This is a genomic window from Glutamicibacter soli, from assembly GCF_052322135.1.
Lineage (GTDB): Bacteria > Actinomycetota > Actinomycetes > Actinomycetales > Micrococcaceae > Glutamicibacter > Glutamicibacter soli.
Window position 1 is genome coordinate 3676295 of record NZ_CM125969.1, and the last position, 16694, is coordinate 3692988.

The following is a 16694-nucleotide window of genomic DNA, read 5'->3' on the forward strand; positions in this document are numbered from 1 at the left end:
AGCCGGACCGCGGTTTGCCCGACTCCCGCCCACCGGGACAGCTCCCGCGTTGCATTCCCAACCTCAGTAGCCTCAAACTATTTCCCCCGCGCACGCCCCGACAGGCTTGCCCGGGGTGAAGTTCCAGCTGGATTACGCCAATACAGAGCGTCCCAACAGTTGAGGACGGTGCTGCGAAAAGACAAGGGAGCCACGTGCATGCAGAGCCATGAGCAACCGCAAACCATCCCCGCCCTGGTGGCCTACGCCGCCGAGCATTTCACCGACCGGGAAGCACTGGTCGACGGGCCGGTGCGCCTGAGCTTCGCCGAGCTGGCCGAGCAGGTCCGCCGGACCTCCGCGGCGCTGATCGCCAGCGGCGTGAAGCACGGGGACAAGGTCGCCATCTGGGCGCCGAACACCGCACGCTGGGTGATCGCCGCGCTCGCGGCCACCAGCGTGGGAGCGGCCATGGTTCCGCTGAACTCGCGCTACCGCGGCATCGAGGCGCACCAGATCCTCTCCCGGGCCGAGGCCCGGGTCCTGTTCGTGGCCGAAGGCTTCCTGGACACCTCCTACACCCGGCTGCTCGTCGAGGGCGCCGCACAGCTCGGCTACACCGACGAGGCCCACGTGGTCCCGGGCCTGCCGAAGCTGAAAACCCTTGTCAGCCTGCCAGCTGGGGAGTCCGGCGCCCCGGTGGACACCGCGGTGCTCCCGCTGTCCGGCTGGGACGACTTCCTGGCGGCCGGCCTCGGCGCGGACCCGGCCCTGGTGGCCGAACGCGCCGCGCAGGTTACCGCGGAGGACATCGCGGATGTCATCTTCACCTCCGGCACCACCGGGCGCAGCAAGGGCGTCATTTCCGCGCACCGCCAGTCCCTGGGCGTCAGCTACGCCTGGGCCGACCACGCGCAGATCACCGAAGAGGACCGCTACCTGGTGGTCAGCCCGTTCTCCCACACCTTCGGCTACAAGGTCGGCATCCTGGTCTGCCTGGCCACCGGCGCGGCCATCTACCCCATGGCGACCTTCGACCTGGATGAAACGGTCCGCCTGCTGCGCGAGGAGAAGATCAGCGTGATCCCCGGCGCCCCGACCATCCACCAGTCGATCCTCGACCACCCGAACTTCCCTGCCGCCGAGGAAACCAACTGGCGCCTGGCCGTGCTCGGCTCCGCCATGGTCCCGGACCGGCTGCTTGAGCGCCTGCGCACCGAGGCCAGGGTCCAGCAGCTGACCACCGCCTACGGGCTGAGCGAGGCCGTGGTGGTCACCATGTGCCGTCCGGGCGACAGCGCGCACACCGTCACCAGCACCGCAGGCCGGCCCACCGCCGGCTTCGAGGTGCGTGTCGTGGACACCGCCGGACGCAACGTCCCGGCGGGCACCGCCGGCGAAGTCCTGGTCCGCGGCGAGAACGTCATGCTCGGCTACCTGAACGACCCGGAAGCCACCGCCAAGGCCATCGACGCCGATGGCTGGCTGCACACCGGGGACATGGGCAAGCTCAACGAGGACGGCTACCTGAGCATCGTGGACCGCATCAAGGACATGTTCACCGTAGGCGGGTTCAACGTCTACCCGGCCGAGGTGGAGAACACCATCGGATCGCTGGACGGGGTCTCCGCCTGCGCAGTGCTCCCCCAGCCCGACGACCGCATGGGCGAGGTCGCGCACGCGGTGGTCGAGGTGCTGCCGGGCTCGCAGCTCACCGAGCAGGACGTGATCACCCACTGCCGCAAATGGCTGGCCAACTACAAGGTGCCGCGCAGCGTGGAAATCACCGCCCAGCTGCCGCGCAACGCGGCCGGCAAGATCCTCAAGCGCAGCATCCGCCCGCTCGCACCGGCCTCGGCAGGTGCCCGTGCCTAGCTTGCGACTCATTGGCACCACCGCCGTGCTGGATCTGGGTGCGGATCAGAACCGCCAGGGCGTCATCTGGCTGCAGGAAGTCAACGACCTGCTCGATGAGGTCCTCGCCTCACCGGCCACCTCGCTGGTGACCACCGGCACGGGAAAGTTCTATTCCAACGGCCTGGACGTGGCCGAGGCCGAGGGCCCGGTGGAACTCGACCCGGACTACGTCCGCCAGCTGCAGGCGGTGTACCGGCGCGTGCTGACGCTGCCCATGCCCACCGCGGCGGCCGTCAACGGCCACGCCTTCGGCGGCGGGGCGCTGCTGGCCATGGCCCACGACTACCGGGTGATGCGCACCGAGCGCGGCTTCTTCTGCTTCCCCGAAGTGAACATCGGCATCGCCTTCACCGAAGGCATGGCCGCCCTGGTGCAGTCCAAGCTCAGCGCGGCGCAGGCGCGCGACGCCATGCTGACCGGGCGCCGCTTCGACGGCGACCAGGCCGCGGCCGCCGGACTGGTGGACGAGGCAGTACCGGTGGATCAGCTTGTCGAACGAGCTGTCCAGCTGGCCTCCGCCCACGTACCGGCCCACCCCCAGACGCTGGGCGCCGTCAAGGAAATCATGTACGCCGACGCGGCGTCCGCGCTGGAACGTGGGCACCGCCCCGCCGGAGCGCTGGCGGGCTAACGCAGCCAGCCGCCTGAACGGGCGCGAGGAGGACCGGAATCCACAGGGATTCCGGCCCTCTTCGTTGGTGCGCCCGCCGCCGTTGCACCGGCCAGGTGGCGCATTCGACAGGCATGCCGAAGGCCGGGGCCGGCGGGAACACCATGCTGTTCCCGCCGGCCCCGGCCCTCATGCTGCACGGTTCCGGAGGCTAGCCGACCTGCGCCTGGACCGGAGCCTTCAGGGTCTGGGCCGCGCGGTAGGCGAAGACCATGCCCGAACCCAGCGGGGTGCCCGGACCCGGGTAGAAGCCGCCGGAGAAGGAAGCGCTGGTATTGCCCACCGCGTACAGGCCCTCGACGGCGGTGCCGTCCTCGCGCAGCACGCGGGCGTCCACGTCGGTGCGCAGGCCGCCCTTGGTGCCCAGATCGCTCAGGACCATGCGGGCCGCGTAGAACGGCGCCTGGTCGACCGGGATCAGGGTCGGGCCCGGGCCGTAGGCCGGGTCGGCGAAGAACTGGTCGTAGGGGTTCTCGCCGCGGTGGAAGTCCTCATCCACGCCGGTGACGGTGAAGCCGTTGAAGCGCTCGATGCTGGCCTGCAGCGCGTCGGCCGGTAGGCCGGTGGCCGCCGCCAGCTCGTCGAGGGTGTCTGCCTTGACCCAGGTGCCGGAGTCCAGGTGCTCCTGCGGGGTGGTGTTGAACGGGCGCATAATGCCCGGCAGTTCGCCGCCGAAGCGCGAGTCGAAGATGAACCAGGACGGGATGCGCTCCGGCGCGGCGGCCAGCACGCGGCCCATCTGGTCGTACGGCAGGCATTCGTTGGCGAAGCGCTGGCCGTTGGCGTCCAGCCACACGCCGCCGCGGAAGCCCAGCGCGAAGGCCGCATTGCCCTTGGGCTGCGCCGCGCCCGGGCACCACCAGGCCTGGTGCAGCTGCTCAACCACGCCGCCGGCCTTCTGGCCGGCGCGGATGGCGGTGCCGGTGTTGGCGCCGGCGGGGGCCATGGTCCAGCCGGAGTTGCCCGGGGTGCCGTTCAACGTGCGCAGGTCCTGATTGGCCTCGAAGCCGCCGGCACCCAGGATGACGCCCTCGGTGGCGCGGATGCGGCGGGTGCCCTCGGCGTTCTTGACGATCGCGCCGGTCACGCGGCCGTCCTCGGAGACCACGTCCACCAGTTCGGTCTCCAGCTGGATGGTGCCGTTGCCGGTGTTGGTCAGCGCCAGCAGCAGGCGGCCAATCAGCGCCTGGCCTGCGGTCAGCGGTCCGTCGGGATGCGGCTGGTTGTAGCGGTCGTATTCGACCAGCGGACGCACCAGATCGGCGAGCTCGCCGATTTCCTCGCGCGGCAGGTCCACCGGCATCATGGAGCGGCCCAGCGGCTTGCTCTCATGGGCGTTGAAGTAGTCCGGGAATGCGGTCCAGTAGAACTCGATGGCAGGATCCGACTCGAAGAATTCAACCAGTTCCGGGGCGGTGTCCACAAACGCCTCGCGGCGTTCAACCTCGTGGTCACCCATGACGGCCTGCAGGTAGGCCTTGGCGGACTCGCCGGAGTCCTCGACATCCGCGCGCTGCTGCACTTGGGTGCCCGGCAGCCAGCAGGAGGCGCCGGAGTAGGCCGAGGCCCCACCCAGAAGGTTGGTCTTTTCCACGAGCAGGGTCTTCAGGCCGCGCCGTGCCGCCGTGTAGGCGCCGGCCAAGGCCGCAGCGCCGGAGCCGACAACTACGACCTCGTATTCATCGTCCCAAACCTGATTGTTGGACATAGTTTCTCCTTTGTCGTCCACATGGGTGTGAGCGCTACCCAATCAGACCCGGCAGGATGCGCGGATGGCGCATCCCATCCAGTAGGACAATTCGGGACAAACCCAAGCCGGCGGTTTTTGTGACGTCCCGCACACCGGGATTCACCGTTTCCAAAACGGAAATTTATGGCTAGATATAGATTTACGCCTTCTCCGGGACCAGGTCTCCGGAGGAGCGTCTCCAGGTCAGGTGTGACGAAGGAATGGGATGCACATGGTTCGGGTCGATCCGCAGCCGCTTGGCGATCAGCCGCCGAACGCTGTTCCCGCGCGCTACGCGCGAGGCTGGCACTGCCTTGGCCTGTCCCACAGATTCCGCGACGGCGGCGCGCACCGCCTCGCCGCCTTCGGCGCAACCCTGCGGGTGCAGGCCGATGGCCAAGACCAGTTGGCGGCCCGGCTGGAGACCGAACAGTCCCCGCAGGAGCTTTCCTGCCTTGAGCAGGACGGCCTGTTCTACGTGTGGCACGACCCGCAGGGCAATCCGCCGCCGCAGAACCTGGCGATCCCCCGCCTGCGCAGCGGTACTGGCGCGGAGGATGACGAGGACCTTGAATGGTCGGCTTGGGCGTGGAAGGAAACCACCCTGGCCGCCAGCACCGGCCAGGTCATGGAGCACGTGGTGCATCTGGCCGATTCGCCCCACGTCACCAAGGGCGAGCAGCTGTACTTCAAGAACGTTTTCGAAGGACAGCTGGCCACCCAGTACTTCGAGGGGCCGCTGCACCACAGCTACCAGCTGAAGGATCCGGCGCCCAACGCCGCGGCGATCCAGCTGGCGGACTCGGTGGCCAGCTACTACGGGCCGGCCGTCATGATTGCGCAGCTGGACTATGTGATGGAAGACCGCAATCTCGATGCCATCGTGCTCACCGCGCACTACCCCATCGATGAACAGCACCTGGTGCTGATGACCGGGGTTATGGTCCGCACCGAGCAGCCTCCGGCCCCTGAATTGAAGACCGCCGCCGCCGGGCACGCCACGCAGATCCTGCGCTCCATCACCGGGGCCGTGCGCGCGCAGCTGGACGACGCAGCCGCAACGGGCTGCCGGGCCGCACGCGGGGCTAGCAGCCCCGTCGCGGCACTGCACCGCTGGTATTCCCAGTTCTTCGTCGACGAGCAGGATGTCTCCCCGCAGATGACCGAGCGCTTCGAATACGAGGTGGACACCACCATGCCGATGGACCTGTGGACCAGGTCCTCGGCCCGCAACCTGATCCTCCGCCGAGTCAACGGAAAGCAGCTGGCGTAATGTCGAACCTCGAGCAAGAAAAAGACGCCGCAGTGCAGCAGGTGCGCTGCATCGAATGCCTGGCCAAGGTTCAGGTGCGCAAGAGCGCGTGGGAGCAGACCAGCGTCCAGTGGAACGACGAGGCGCTGGACCTGTGCCGCGAGCGCCCCGCCCGCTCTACGGGCAACCTGCCGCGTGACCAGTTCGTGGGCTGCGAGACCCTGCGCGCGGCGGTGCGCGATGAGACGGTGCAAGGCCACCTCAAGCTCGCAGATCGGGCCGCGGCTTCCTGACCGGGCCCGGCTGCCGCGGTTGCCGGGGGATGCCCCGGCCTGCGCCTGCGGGCTCACTGTAGCCCGAAGTCATACCACCAGCTCCAGTGCCGCCTTCTGCCTGGCGACGGGTCGCGGTTCCCTCCCCTGGCGAGCCACTGCGCCGGAGTGCAGCGCTGCCCTCCTGCCACCAGTTCCGTATTCTCCGATGTGAAGAACCCTTCGGTTGCCTGCGGATGGATTCCCACCGGGAGTGGCGCCATCACGTAGGAGAGCCCCGGCTGCGCTGCAGCGCCTAACCGCGGCCAGGCCAAGCAGCTCGGCTGTTTCCCGGGCCGAGAGGGTGGAGTTCAAGAATTGGGCGCGAGCGACGACATTCCTTGCAGATGCCCGCGCAACGTCGAGTTTTATGCCGCGAAGCCCCTCATCCCGAACTTTCCGCTCCTCACGGTCAAACCCTGCGGTGTCGATGCGACCCCCGAGGGTCCCGGCATCATCACGAATCTTCTTTTCGACCGCATACAGCGCGTGGGGCATCGAGGTCATTGGAACCCTCCACTTGCATGCCCTGCACAACAGCGGGGAATGTTGCGGGAATCCCGATAGAAGAATTTCAGCCAAAAACAGCAGATGCCCCGCCATTGGCGGGGCATCTGATGGTGGTTCTAGCCTTCGTAGGTGATCTTCACCTTCGGGCTCAGCGCCTTGGCCTGGCAGGCCAGGATCAGGCCCTCTTCCAGGTCCTGCGGTTCGAGCACCTCGTTGCGCTCCATCTCCACTTCGCCTTCCAGCACGATGCAGGTGCAAGCGCTGCAGGCGCCCTCGCGGCAGGAGAACGGGGCGTCGATTCCCGCGTTGAGCAGGACGTCGAGCAGCTTGTTGCCGGCAGGCCAGGCAACGTTGCTGGTCTTGCCATCCAGTTCCACCTCGACCTCGGCCGTTTCGCCATCGGCATCCACCACCAGCGGATCCACCGGGGCGAACGGGTTCGCCTCCAGCGAGTTGAAGCGCTCGATGTGGATGCGCTCCGGGGCGGCGCCCAGGTTCTGCAGCACTGTCTCGATGCAGTCCATGAACGGGCCCGGGCCGCAGATGAACGCTTCGCGCTGCGCGTAGGGCTTGGCCAGCGCGGTCATCGAGGCGAGGTCAGGGATGCCCTGGACGCTCTCCAGCCAGTGGATCACGTGCAGGCGGCCCGAGTAGGCCTTGGTCAGCGCGACCAGCTCGTCCTTGAAGATCACGTTCTGCTCGTCGCGGTTTGCGTAGATCAGGGTGATCGACCCGGTGCCGGCGATCAGCGCGGACTTCAGGATGGAGAGCACCGGGGTCACGCCGCTGCCTGCAGCGAACAGCAGGAAGTCGGTGTCCAGGGAGGACGGGACGAAGGTTCCGGCAGGCTTGAGCACCTCAAGCACGTGGCCGGCTTCCACGTTGTCACAGATCCAGTTCGAGGCGTACCCGTCGCGAGTGCGCTTGATGGTGACCTTCAGGCGTTCGTCCTGCTCCGGGGAGCTGCACAGCGAATAGCAGCGCGCGGCGTCCTGGTCGCGGTCGCTGGGGATGCGCAGGGTCAGGAACTGGCCCGGGCGGTAGCGGAAGCTGTCGGCCTGCTCGGCCGCAGGCTCCAGCACCAGGGTGTGGGCGTCGTGGGTTTCCTTGATGACCTCGACGACGCGGGTTTGCAGCGCGGTGATCCGCGGGGTGCTGACGATGCTGGTCATGACGTGCTCTCCTCACGGTTCAGGAATTCAACGACAACGCTTTCGAAGGCGGCCTTCTGCTCGATCATGGCCCAGTGCCCGCACTTCGGGAACACGTGCAGTTCCACGTCCGGGATGGTGCGCATCGGGATCAGCGAGGCGTCCATCGGGGTGACGCGGTCATCGCGGCCCCACAGGATCAAGGTCTTGGCCTTGACCTTGTGCAGCATGGACCATGCCGGCGGATCATCGGATTCGGCCTGGGCGGCGATCTGCGCCTTCATGGCGGCGGAGCTGTACATGCGGCGCGCGCTTTCCAAGGTCTTCGGCTCGGTGGCCAGGGCCCAGCGCTTCTCGATCAGTTCCTCGGTGACGGTTTCCTCGTCGAACACCATGGAGCGCAGCCACTGGATCAGCCGCTCGCGGGTCGGGTCCTCGGTGAAGGCGATCAGCAGGTTGATTCCCTCGGCGGGGAACGGCGCGAAGGCATTCAGGCCCAGGCCGCCCACGGTCACCAGGCGGCGCACGCGCTCGGGGTGGCTCATGGAGAACAGGGTGCCGACCATGCCGCCCATGGAGTTGCCGATGATGTCGACCTTGTCCAGGCCCAGCCCGTCCAGCAGGTCGATGACCGCCTGGCTGGCCGCCGGCATGGGGTGCTTGTCGGTGGGGTCACTGACGCCGAAGCCCGGGAATTCAATCACGTAGCAGTGGAAGTGCTCGGCGAAGGCCGGCAGCACGTCGCCGAAGTTCTGCCATCCGCTGACGCCCGGTCCCGATCCATGCAGGAACACCAGGGGGCGGCCCTGGCCGGCTTCCCAGTAGCGCAGCGTTCCCTGCTCGGTGGGCAGTTCACGCAGGATTGCGTCGGCGCCGGCTGCAGGCGATCCGCCCGGCGCATTGCGAAGTTCCGTAGTCATCTGATTGGCTCCTCGATCTGCGGATACAAATTGGTCTTTGGTGAACCTTATTGCGGTGGAGCGAGCCAAAACAGGGCGGATCCCGATGACCGGGATGCCGCATTCCAGCCCGGGAAATCGAGTCGAAATCGACAATCCCGATGGCTGAGACATAGGTCACGTTAAGCCGATTCTTTGCCTAGATTTTAGCCAGCAGCAAAGTTTGACGAGCTTGATTAGGAAGCGAGAATTCCATGACGATTACCACCGTGAGCGACGTCCTCACCACCCGTGCCGATGAGCTGCGCGCATTGGCCTCCGTCAACGAAGAACTGGGCAAGCTCAGCGACGAGACCGTGCAGATCATGCGCGAGTCCGGCGTCATGAAGCTGCTGGCTCCGGTGGAGTACGGGGGAACCCGCGCCCACCCTGTGGAATTCGCCGAAACCGTCATGAAGCTCGCAAGCCTGGACGGCTCCGCCGGCTGGGTTGCCGGCGTGGTCGGCGTGCACCCGTGGGAACTGGAACTCATGTCCCCGAAGCTGCAGGAAGAAATCTGGGGCGAAAGCGACGAAGTCTGGGTCTCCTCGCCATATGCACCGATGGGCACCGCGACCCCAGTCGAGGGCGGCTACCGCTTCTCCGGCCACTGGCAGTTCTCCACCGGCACCGACCACTCGGACTGGGTCATCCTGGGGGCCTTCCTGGGCGACTCCGAGGGCAAGCCGGTCCAGCCGCCCCGCTTCCTGCACGTGGTGGTTCCGCGCAAGGACTACACCATTATCGATGACTCCTGGAATGTCGTGGGCCTGAAGGGCACCGGCAGCAAGGACGTCGTCATCGATGACGTCTTCGTTCCCGAGTACCGCGCCCTCGACCAAGCCGAGCTGTTCGCGGGCGAAGTGGCCCGCAAAGCGGGCAAGACCGAGCCGATCCACCGCCTGCCGTTCTACAGCATCTTCCCGGTAGGTCTGACCTCCGCCGTCATCGGCATCGCCGAGGGCGCGCTGCAGGCCCACATGGACTACCAGCGCGAGCGTGTGCAGATCAACGGCTTCAAGTCCGTCGAGGATCCGTACACCATGTACGCGGTCAGCGAGGCGGCCGGCGAGATCAGCGCTTCCCGAGACACCCTGCTGGCCAGCATCAACCGCCTGTACGACACCGTGGCAGCCGGCGGCGAGATCAGCTTGGAGCAGCGTGCCGTCGCCCGCCGCACCCAGATCCAGGCTGCATGGCGCGCCACCAATGCGATTGACATGATCCTCTCCCGCTCGGGTGGCAACGGCCTGCGCCTGAACAACCCGGTGCAGCGCTTCTGGCGCGACGCCCATATGGGCCTGGCCCACGCGATTCACGTCCCAGGCCCCAGCTACCACGGAGCAATCCTTACAGAGATCGGTGTGGAACCGGCGGCCAACCTGGTCTGGGCAGTCTAGCCATACAGCCCGCAAGCGAAAGGAGACGCAATGGCACGCAAAGCCAGCTGGAGCCAGTTCTCGGGCAAACACGTGGAACTGCGCAAAGATGGACAGTTGGTCCGTACAGGTTTCGTCAAGGATGTTCTTGACTCGGACGAAGCGCTTTGGTTGGAAGCGGAACGCTTCCAGCAGCGCATTCTGATTGATAAGAGCATGGGATTCACCATTCGCCCGATTGCCGACCCGCCAATGAACTTAAGGTTGCCCGCGGCAGTCTAGGACCAGATCACCAAGAGCACCGGGCGACGCCCGGGAACTCACTAGATACAAACAAGGAACAGACAATGACTCACATCCGTGGACTTGGATACCTGAAAGTTCAGACCCAGCACATTGCCCGCTGGCGCGAACTGACCGTCGAGGCCCTGGGCTTCGCAGAAACCGTCGGCCCGAACCCTGACGGCTTGTACCTGCGCATGGACGAGCGCGAAGCCCGCCTGATTGTGCTCCCGGGCGACGTAGACCAGGTTGTCGCAGTGGGCTGGGAGGTCCGCGACCAGTTCGCCCTGGCCGCCGTGGCCAAGGACGTCGAGGCCGCAGGCATCGCGGTGACCTGGCTGACCGAAGAGGAAAACGACGAGCGCGGCCTGGAGCAGGTCATCACGTTCACCGATCCAGCCGGCCACCCGGTGGAGATCTTCTTCGGCCCGCGTATGGACCACACCCCGCTGATCACCGGCTACGCGCAGAAGTTCATCACCGGCGCGCAGGGCATGGGCCACGTCGTGCTGCCGACCACCAAGATGGAGGAGACCACCTCCTTCTACACCGAGGTGCTCGGCTTCCTGCCGCGCGGCGCCGTCCGCCTGGGCCCGGAGCGCCCGGCCACCCGCTTCCGCTTCTACGGCTGCAACCAGCGCCACCACTCGCTGGCCATGGGCCCGGCACCGCACGGCGAGGCACCGGGCCTGGTGCACCTGATGGTGGAGGTCGAGGACCTGGACACCGTGGGCCGCGCCTACGACAAGGTGCGCCAGATGGACTTCAACATCACCGCATCCCTGGGCCGCCACACCAACGACCACATGGTTTCCTTCTACGTCCGCGCACCGGGCGGCTGGGACATCGAGTACGGCACCGACGGCATGCTCGTCGACGAGTCCTACTACACCGCCGAGGAAATCACCGCTGAGAGCTACTGGGGCCACTCGCACGAGGGCGCCGAACCGCTGGCGGCCTTCATGCCGCCGGCAGCAGTCGCCGCGGCAAACTAGTCGCAGACGCGCATGACGCTCCCCGGTGCCTGGTTGGAAACAGCCAGGCTCCGGGGAGCGTTTTTCTGTCCGGGACGACCCGTGGGGCGGATGCGCAAGACCGCTGGATGCTGGCAAGGTGGAGGCATGAAAGAACACGGACCGCGCGGCGGGTGGTTCCACCGCTCCGCGATGCGCCCCTGGCTGGCGCCGGCGGCACTCGGCTCGGCGCTGCTGCTGGGCGCCTGTTCGAACACCGAGCCCCCACCACCGACCGAAAGCGGGCAGCATACCGTGGACACCGAAGACCAGACGGCAGCGCTGCAGGCGGCGGTGGACTCCGGAAATCTGGCGGCAGCGCAGGCGGCCATCGCGGGCGGAGCGGATGCCAATGCCCGCTACGCCGACCGGATGCCCCTGCTGGTGCGCGCGGTGAAGAACGAGGACACCTCGCTGGCCGCGGCGTTGATTGAAGCCGGCGCTGACGTGAACGCAAAGGATCCGATCGAGGACTCGGCATTCCTCTATGCAGGTGCCGAAGGCCTGGACAACATCCTAGAACTCACCATCGCGCACGGCGCCGACGTCGCCAGCACCAACCGCTACGGCGGAACCGCGCTGATTCCTGCCTCGGAACACGGCTATACCGAAACCATCAAGATCCTGCTGGCTGCCGGGGTGCCTGTGAACCACGTCAACGACCTGGGCTGGACCGCGCTGCACGAAGCCATCGTGCTCGGCGACGGCGGCCCGAAGCAGGTCGAGTCGGTACGGCTGCTGCTGGACGGCGGGGCTGACCCGGGCATTCCTGACGGCAATGGTGTGCTTCCCCGCGAACTGGCAGATCTGCAGGGGTATACCGAAATCGTCAACGTGCTGGATGAGCACCTGGCGGAGCATTGAACCGCTAGTTGCTGGCCGCCGACTCCTGCTGGCGCTCCTGTTGGATCTTTTCCACCGTAGCCACCGCATCCGGGGCGAAGGCGTAAAGCTTGCCGTCGCTCTGGTGGACCCAGAAGCGTCCGCACAAGTCGGTGGTGCGGGACTGCGCTCCGTCCGGCCACCAGTCGGCTTCCAAGGTCCGCGTTGCTGAAATCTCTTCCGGGTCCATGCGCTTGACCCGCTCATCCGTGGCATAGGCCGCGGCAAGTTCCTTGCCGCTCGGCTTGCCCGGTGTTTTCACCGGGGTGCAGGACTTGCCCGGAAGTTTCCCGGCATAGTCCATGACGAAGATCCGTTCGCTGCCGGTGTTGCGCTGGACCAGTTGGACGTTGCTTCCGCCGGACGGGACCCAGCCCGGCAGGATGCCGTCCTTGACGGCCTGCTCAGAGGTGGCCGCGTTGCGGGTGGTCGACTTATCGGCCTTGTCCTGCATCAGTTCGCCGACATCGCAGCCGGTCAACGCCGCGGCGAGGGGCAGTGCCAGCAAGCTGGCCATCACATACTTTTTCTTGGGCATGCTTCAACCCTATGAATTACCGCCGCGGCGAGCATCAACGCAGGGGCGGAACCATCCCGGATACGTCTCCTACCCTGGGTGGACTCGATGCGGGACGGTTTCCGCACCGGCCCCGGTTTGGCTTCGTATCTCGGTTCGGCTGCCTACTGTTGGCGCGCCAGCCGAGAACGCTCTTCCGGAAGGGCAAAAAACCGGGGCCAGCGCCCGGCGATAACCCGTACGCCAGTTCACCACGTCCGAGCAAAAAGAAACATCACTGGAACATGAGGTGGACATGGTGCGCCGACGTACGGCGGGTTCTCGCGGGCTCCGGCCCCGGAGCTCTAGGTGGAGATCAAGCTACAACGTGATCTGCCGGTTCTGGTCCTTGTACAGCAGGTAGCGGAAATTGCTCGGTCCGCCGGCGTAGCAAGCCTGCGGGCAGAAGGCGCGCAGCGCCATGTAGTCGCCGGCTTCGACCTCGACCCAGTCGTCGTTCAGGCGGTAGACTGCCTTGCCCTCCAGCACGTACAGGCCGTGCTCCATGACGTGGGTTTCGGCGAACGGGATCGATGCGCCCGGCTCGAAGGTCACGATGTTCACGCCGAAGTCGTAGGCCAGGTCCTGCGGATCCAGCATGCGGGTGGTGCGCCACTTGCCGTCGGTGTCCGGCATGTGGCCCGGCTCGATGTCCTTCTCGTTGCCGACCACTGCCTTCGGGGCCGGCACGTAGTCCAGCGCCTCGTAGCGCTTGCGGATCCAGTGGAAGGTCACGATCTCGGACTCGTTGTTCTTCAGCGACCAGACGGCGTTCGGCGGAACGAAGGCGAAGCCGCCCTCGTCCAGCACATGCTCTTCGCCATCGAGCGTCAGGGTCAGCGCGCCGCCGACGACGAACAGGAAACTGGAGACCCCTGCCTGAGGTTCCGGCTTGGCGGCGCCGCCGCCCGGGGCGATCTCCACGATCACCTGGGAGAAGGTGGTGGGGCCGCCGGCGACCGGGCGGTTCAGCACCCAGGCGCGGGTGTCGGTGAACTCCGGGAACACGCTGGTGACGATGTCGCGCAGCACACCCTTGGGGATCACGGTGTAGGCCTCGGTGACGATCGCGCGGTCGGTCAGCAGGTCGGTCTGCGGCGGGTGGCCGCCGTAGGTGTTGTAGTACGGGCTCTTCACCTGGGCTGGAACGGTCATGGGAAAATCTCCTAGTTTGCGTGGGAGCGATTCAGCGCGATCGCTTCCAGTTCGGCAAGTGTAATTTGGGCAAGATCGGTGACTTCCTGCGCGCCCACCGCGCCGCAGGCCACCCCGCGGTGGATGTAGCGCGCCAGGGCACGGGCGGTGGCGGGCTCGTCCATGATGGCCGATTCGATCTTGTGCACGTAGTTGCGCAGGCGGGTGCCGGCCGCTTCCAGCCCTTCGCGGAAGAAGGCGAAGGTGGCCAGGTAGCGGGTCACCAGATGGTTTTCGTGCATGTCCCAGCCCTGGTAGATGCCGCGGGTGAGGTGGCGGGTGACCAGGCGGGCGTGCAGCGCCCAGGCGGCGGCGACGTTCTCCGGGTCGCCGGCCGGGATGATGTTGGTGGAGCCGTCGGACAATTCCACGCCGGTGCCGGCCACGGCGACCTGCATGACGTCCTTGGCGAAGTCGGCCACCGGATGCTCCATGGACTGGTAGCCGGCGGCCACCCCCAGCGAGGCCGAGTAGTCATAGGTGCCGTAGTGCAGAGAGGAGACCCGTCCCTGGCCGGCGTGGATCAGGGCGGCGACCGGGTGGCTGCCGTCCGCGGCGATGATCACCTGCGGGGTCTCGACCTGCACCTCGAAGCGGATGCGCCCGTTCTCCAGGCCGTGCGCTTCCTCCAGCTTTTCGGCCAGGAAGACCATGGCTTCGACCTGGTCCACGGTGGTGACCTTGGGCAGCGTCAGGCGCAGCCCCTCGGGAAGGGGGCCGTTGGCGAGAAGCCGCGAGATAAACAGGTCCAGGGTGCGGATGCCGCGGGCCCGGGTGGGGGCCTCGAAGCACTTGAAGCGGATTCCGATATAAGCCGGGGCCTTGCCGGCGGCTACGGCGGCGGATACCGAGTCGGCGGCGGCCAGGGCCGCTGCATCCTCCTCGGCATCCGGCCGATTGCCGTAGCCGTCTTCAAAGTCCAGACGCAAATCTTCGATGGGTTCGCTCGCCAGCTTCGCGGCCACCAGCTCGCCCAGGCGCTCCGGTTCGGCCAGGTTCAGCTTGGCTGCCAGCTTGGCCAGCCCCGCGGCGTTGCCGGCGGCGGCCAGGGCGTTGGAGCCCCAGGCCTCCGGCAGGCCGATGGTGAACTTGTCCCCCGGCACGTACACGGTGTGCACGGGCTGGCGGACGCCGGTATCCCCCGGGTAGGCGGATTCCAGCAGCTGGTCGGTAGCGGCCAGCTTGGCTTCTACCGCGGCGAGCGTTGACTCATCGAAGACGTTGCTCATGGCTTGGTCACGTATTCCTTTTCCAGTAGTTCGTAGGCGCCGGTGGTGAGGAAGTCTGCGAAGTCCTCGTCGCGTCCGGAGACCAGGGTGCCGATCAGCGTGGCGGCCGGCTCGTAGTACTTCGCGAAGCGCTCGGCGTCGTTGACCTCCCCGCGCAGCTTCTCTACCTCTTCGTCCAGGATGCTTGCCACCAGTTCGGCGGTGATGGTGTTGCCGGTGTCGGCGGCCACGACCTTGTTGCGGATCTGCTGCCAGATCTGCGAGCGGGAGATTTCCGCGGTGGCGGCGTCCTCCATCAGGTTGTGGATTGCCACGGCGCCGTTGCCCGAGAGCCACACGGCGGTGTAGGCCACTGCCACGTAGAGGTTCAGGCGCACGCCGGCCTCGGTGACCGAGCCCGGGGCGCTGGCGATGTCCAGCAGCTGCTCCGCGGTGACCTCGACCTCCGGACGCTGCTTGTCCAGCTGGTTCGGCTTGCTCCCCAGCACGGAGTCGAAGACCTCCATGCAGGTGCCGACCAGGTCCGGGTGGGCAACCCAGGAGCCGTCGAAGCCGTCGTTCGCTTCGCGGGTCTTGTCCGCGCGCACCTTCTCGAAGGCCGCGGCGGTGACTTCAGGTTCGCGGCGGTTCGGGATGAAGGCCGCCATGCCGCCCATGGCGAAGGCGCCGCGCTTGTGGCAGGTCTTGACCAGCAGTTCGGTGTAGGCGCGCATCATCGGCGCGGTCATCGAGACATCCGCGCGGTCGGGCATGATGAACGCGTCGCCGGCTTCGCGGAAGGTCTTGATGATGGAGAACAGGTAGTCCCAGCGCCCGGCGTTCAGGCCCGAAACGTGGTCGCGCAGCTCGTAGAGGAACTCGTCCATCTGGAAGGCGGCAGGGATGGTCTCGATGAGCATGGTGGCGCGCACCGTGCCGTACTCGATGCCCAGTTCGGCCTGCGCGAAGGTGAAGACCTCGTTCCACAGGCGCACCTCCAGGTAGTGCTCCATCTTCGGCAGGTAGTAGAACGGTCCCTGGCCGGATTCGGCGAGCACCTTCGCGTTGTGGAAGAAGTGCAGGCCGAAGTCGACCAGCGCGCCGACGCCCGGCTTGCCATCGATCAGCACGTTGTTCTCCGGCAGGTGCCAGCCGCGCGGGCGGACCACCACGGTGGCCAGCGGCGCATCGGTGCGCAGTGCGTAGGACTTTCCGGTCTTCTCATCGGTGAAGGCCAGCTTGCCGCGGGCGGCGTCCGACAGGTTCTTCACCGCGTCGATAACGTTGTTCCAGCTCGGGGTGGAGGCGTCCTCGAGGTCCGCCAGCCACACCTTGGCGCCGGAGTTCAGTGCGTTGATTGCCATCTTGGCGGGGGTGGCCGGGCCGGTGATCTCCACGCGGCGGTCCTGCAGCGCTACAGGCGCCTCGGCGACCTTCCAGTCGCCGTTGCGGACCTCTTCGGTGGCCGGGTCGAAGTCGATGGCCTTGGCATCGGAGAACTGCTTGCGGCGCACGTCGCGGGCGGCCAGCAGCTCGTTGCGGGTTCCGGCGAACTTCTGGTGCAGCTTCTCGATGAATGCCAGCGCGTCATCCGAGAGGATGTCTGCCGCGCCGTCGAACTCCGGAATGCGGGATAGTGAAATGCTCATGTGGGTTGCTCCTTAACCTCTGTGCTCTGTTCCAGTGATGCGGCCCGAAAGGGCCAGGGGTGACTAGCCCCGGG

The 16694-nt window shown here is 66.7% G+C and carries 15 protein-coding genes; 8 read left to right on the forward strand and 7 right to left on the reverse strand.

All coding sequences use genetic code 11. From position 1 onward, the window contains the following. Positions 1-198 precede the first annotated feature (198 nt). Positions 199-1854, forward strand: coding sequence for an AMP-binding protein (locus ACTX90_RS17375; protein ID WP_443442577.1), 1656 nt, complete (start codon positions 199-201; stop codon positions 1852-1854). After that, positions 1847-2527: an enoyl-CoA hydratase/isomerase family protein gene (locus ACTX90_RS17380; protein WP_047120468.1), complete on the forward strand. Its 681-nt coding sequence runs from the start codon at positions 1847-1849 to the stop codon at positions 2525-2527. Before ACTX90_RS17375 ends, ACTX90_RS17380 begins: the two co-directional genes overlap by 8 nt. A 190-nt stretch (positions 2528-2717) precedes the next feature. Here the strand turns inward: ACTX90_RS17380 and ACTX90_RS17385 are convergent, their stop codons facing one another. Next, positions 2718-4274 carry an FAD-dependent oxidoreductase gene (locus tag ACTX90_RS17385; protein WP_443442578.1) on the reverse strand — a complete coding sequence of 519 codons (1557 nt, stop codon included), beginning with the start codon at positions 4272-4274 and terminating at the stop codon, positions 2718-2720. 253 nt (positions 4275-4527) lie between these two features. Here ACTX90_RS17385 and ACTX90_RS17390 point away from each other — a divergent pair, with 253 nt between their 5' ends. After that, positions 4528-5568, forward strand: coding sequence for a 3-ketosteroid-9-alpha-monooxygenase, oxygenase component (locus ACTX90_RS17390; RefSeq protein ID WP_152666914.1), 1041 nt, complete (start codon positions 4528-4530; stop codon positions 5566-5568). Continuing rightward, on the forward strand, positions 5568-5840 hold the full coding sequence (locus tag ACTX90_RS17395) for a hypothetical protein (RefSeq protein ID WP_047120471.1): 273 nt from the start codon (positions 5568-5570) through the stop codon (positions 5838-5840). Before ACTX90_RS17390 ends, ACTX90_RS17395 begins: the two co-directional genes overlap by 1 nt. A 644-nt stretch (positions 5841-6484) precedes the next feature. On the opposite strand, the gene ACTX90_RS17400 is transcribed toward ACTX90_RS17395, so the two are convergent. Both ACTX90_RS17400 and ACTX90_RS17405 read right to left on the reverse strand, forming a co-directional pair. Beyond that, positions 6485-7540 (reverse strand): ferredoxin--NADP reductase, encoded by a 1056-nt coding sequence (locus ACTX90_RS17400; protein WP_047120473.1) that lies wholly within the window; start codon positions 7538-7540, stop codon positions 6485-6487. Beyond that, a complete protein-coding gene (locus ACTX90_RS17405) occupies positions 7537-8439 on the reverse strand; it encodes an alpha/beta fold hydrolase (protein ID WP_047120474.1) in 903 nt (300 codons plus the stop codon). The genes ACTX90_RS17400 and ACTX90_RS17405 overlap by 4 nt, the downstream gene beginning before the upstream one ends. A 233-nt stretch (positions 8440-8672) precedes the next feature. Here ACTX90_RS17405 and ACTX90_RS17410 point away from each other — a divergent pair, with 233 nt between their 5' ends. The 4 genes from ACTX90_RS17410 (at position 8673) to ACTX90_RS17425 (ending at position 11995) form a co-directional block, all read left to right on the forward strand. Beyond that, a complete protein-coding gene (locus tag ACTX90_RS17410; protein WP_113607344.1) occupies positions 8673-9857 on the forward strand; it encodes an acyl-CoA dehydrogenase family protein in 1185 nt (394 codons plus the stop codon). Positions 9858-9887: 30 nt separating this feature from the next. Further along, the gene (locus ACTX90_RS17415) at positions 9888-10118 is read left to right on the forward strand and encodes a hypothetical protein (protein WP_047120476.1); all 231 of its coding nucleotides are present in this window, start codon (positions 9888-9890) and stop codon (positions 10116-10118) included. A 65-nt stretch (positions 10119-10183) separates the two neighbouring features. Further along, positions 10184-11113 carry a VOC family protein gene (locus tag ACTX90_RS17420; protein WP_047120477.1) on the forward strand — a complete coding sequence of 310 codons (930 nt, stop codon included), beginning with the start codon at positions 10184-10186 and terminating at the stop codon, positions 11111-11113. 126 nt (positions 11114-11239) lie between these two features. After that, positions 11240-11995, forward strand: a complete 756-nt coding sequence (locus tag ACTX90_RS17425) for an ankyrin repeat domain-containing protein (RefSeq protein WP_231735871.1) — start codon at positions 11240-11242, stop codon at positions 11993-11995. A 4-nt stretch (positions 11996-11999) separates the two neighbouring features. On the opposite strand, the gene ACTX90_RS17430 is transcribed toward ACTX90_RS17425, so the two are convergent. The 4 genes from ACTX90_RS17430 to aceB all read right to left on the reverse strand — a co-directional run bounded on the left by ACTX90_RS17430 (position 12000) and on the right by aceB (position 16620). Then, the gene (locus tag ACTX90_RS17430; RefSeq protein ID WP_443442579.1) at positions 12000-12551 is read right to left on the reverse strand and encodes a hypothetical protein; all 552 of its coding nucleotides are present in this window, start codon (positions 12549-12551) and stop codon (positions 12000-12002) included. A 339-nt stretch (positions 12552-12890) separates the two neighbouring features. After that, on the reverse strand, positions 12891-13724 hold the full coding sequence (locus tag ACTX90_RS17435; RefSeq protein ID WP_047120479.1) for a bifunctional allantoicase/(S)-ureidoglycine aminohydrolase: 834 nt from the start codon (positions 13722-13724) through the stop codon (positions 12891-12893). Positions 13725-13735: 11 nt separating this feature from the next. Then, a complete protein-coding gene (locus tag ACTX90_RS17440) occupies positions 13736-14992 on the reverse strand; it encodes a DUF6986 family protein (RefSeq protein ID WP_047120480.1) in 1257 nt (418 codons plus the stop codon). After that, entirely contained in the window at positions 14989-16620 is a 1632-nt protein-coding gene (gene aceB, locus ACTX90_RS17445) for a malate synthase A (RefSeq protein WP_443442580.1), read from the reverse strand. The genes ACTX90_RS17440 and aceB overlap by 4 nt, the downstream gene beginning before the upstream one ends. Positions 16621-16694: the final 74 nt, after the last annotated feature.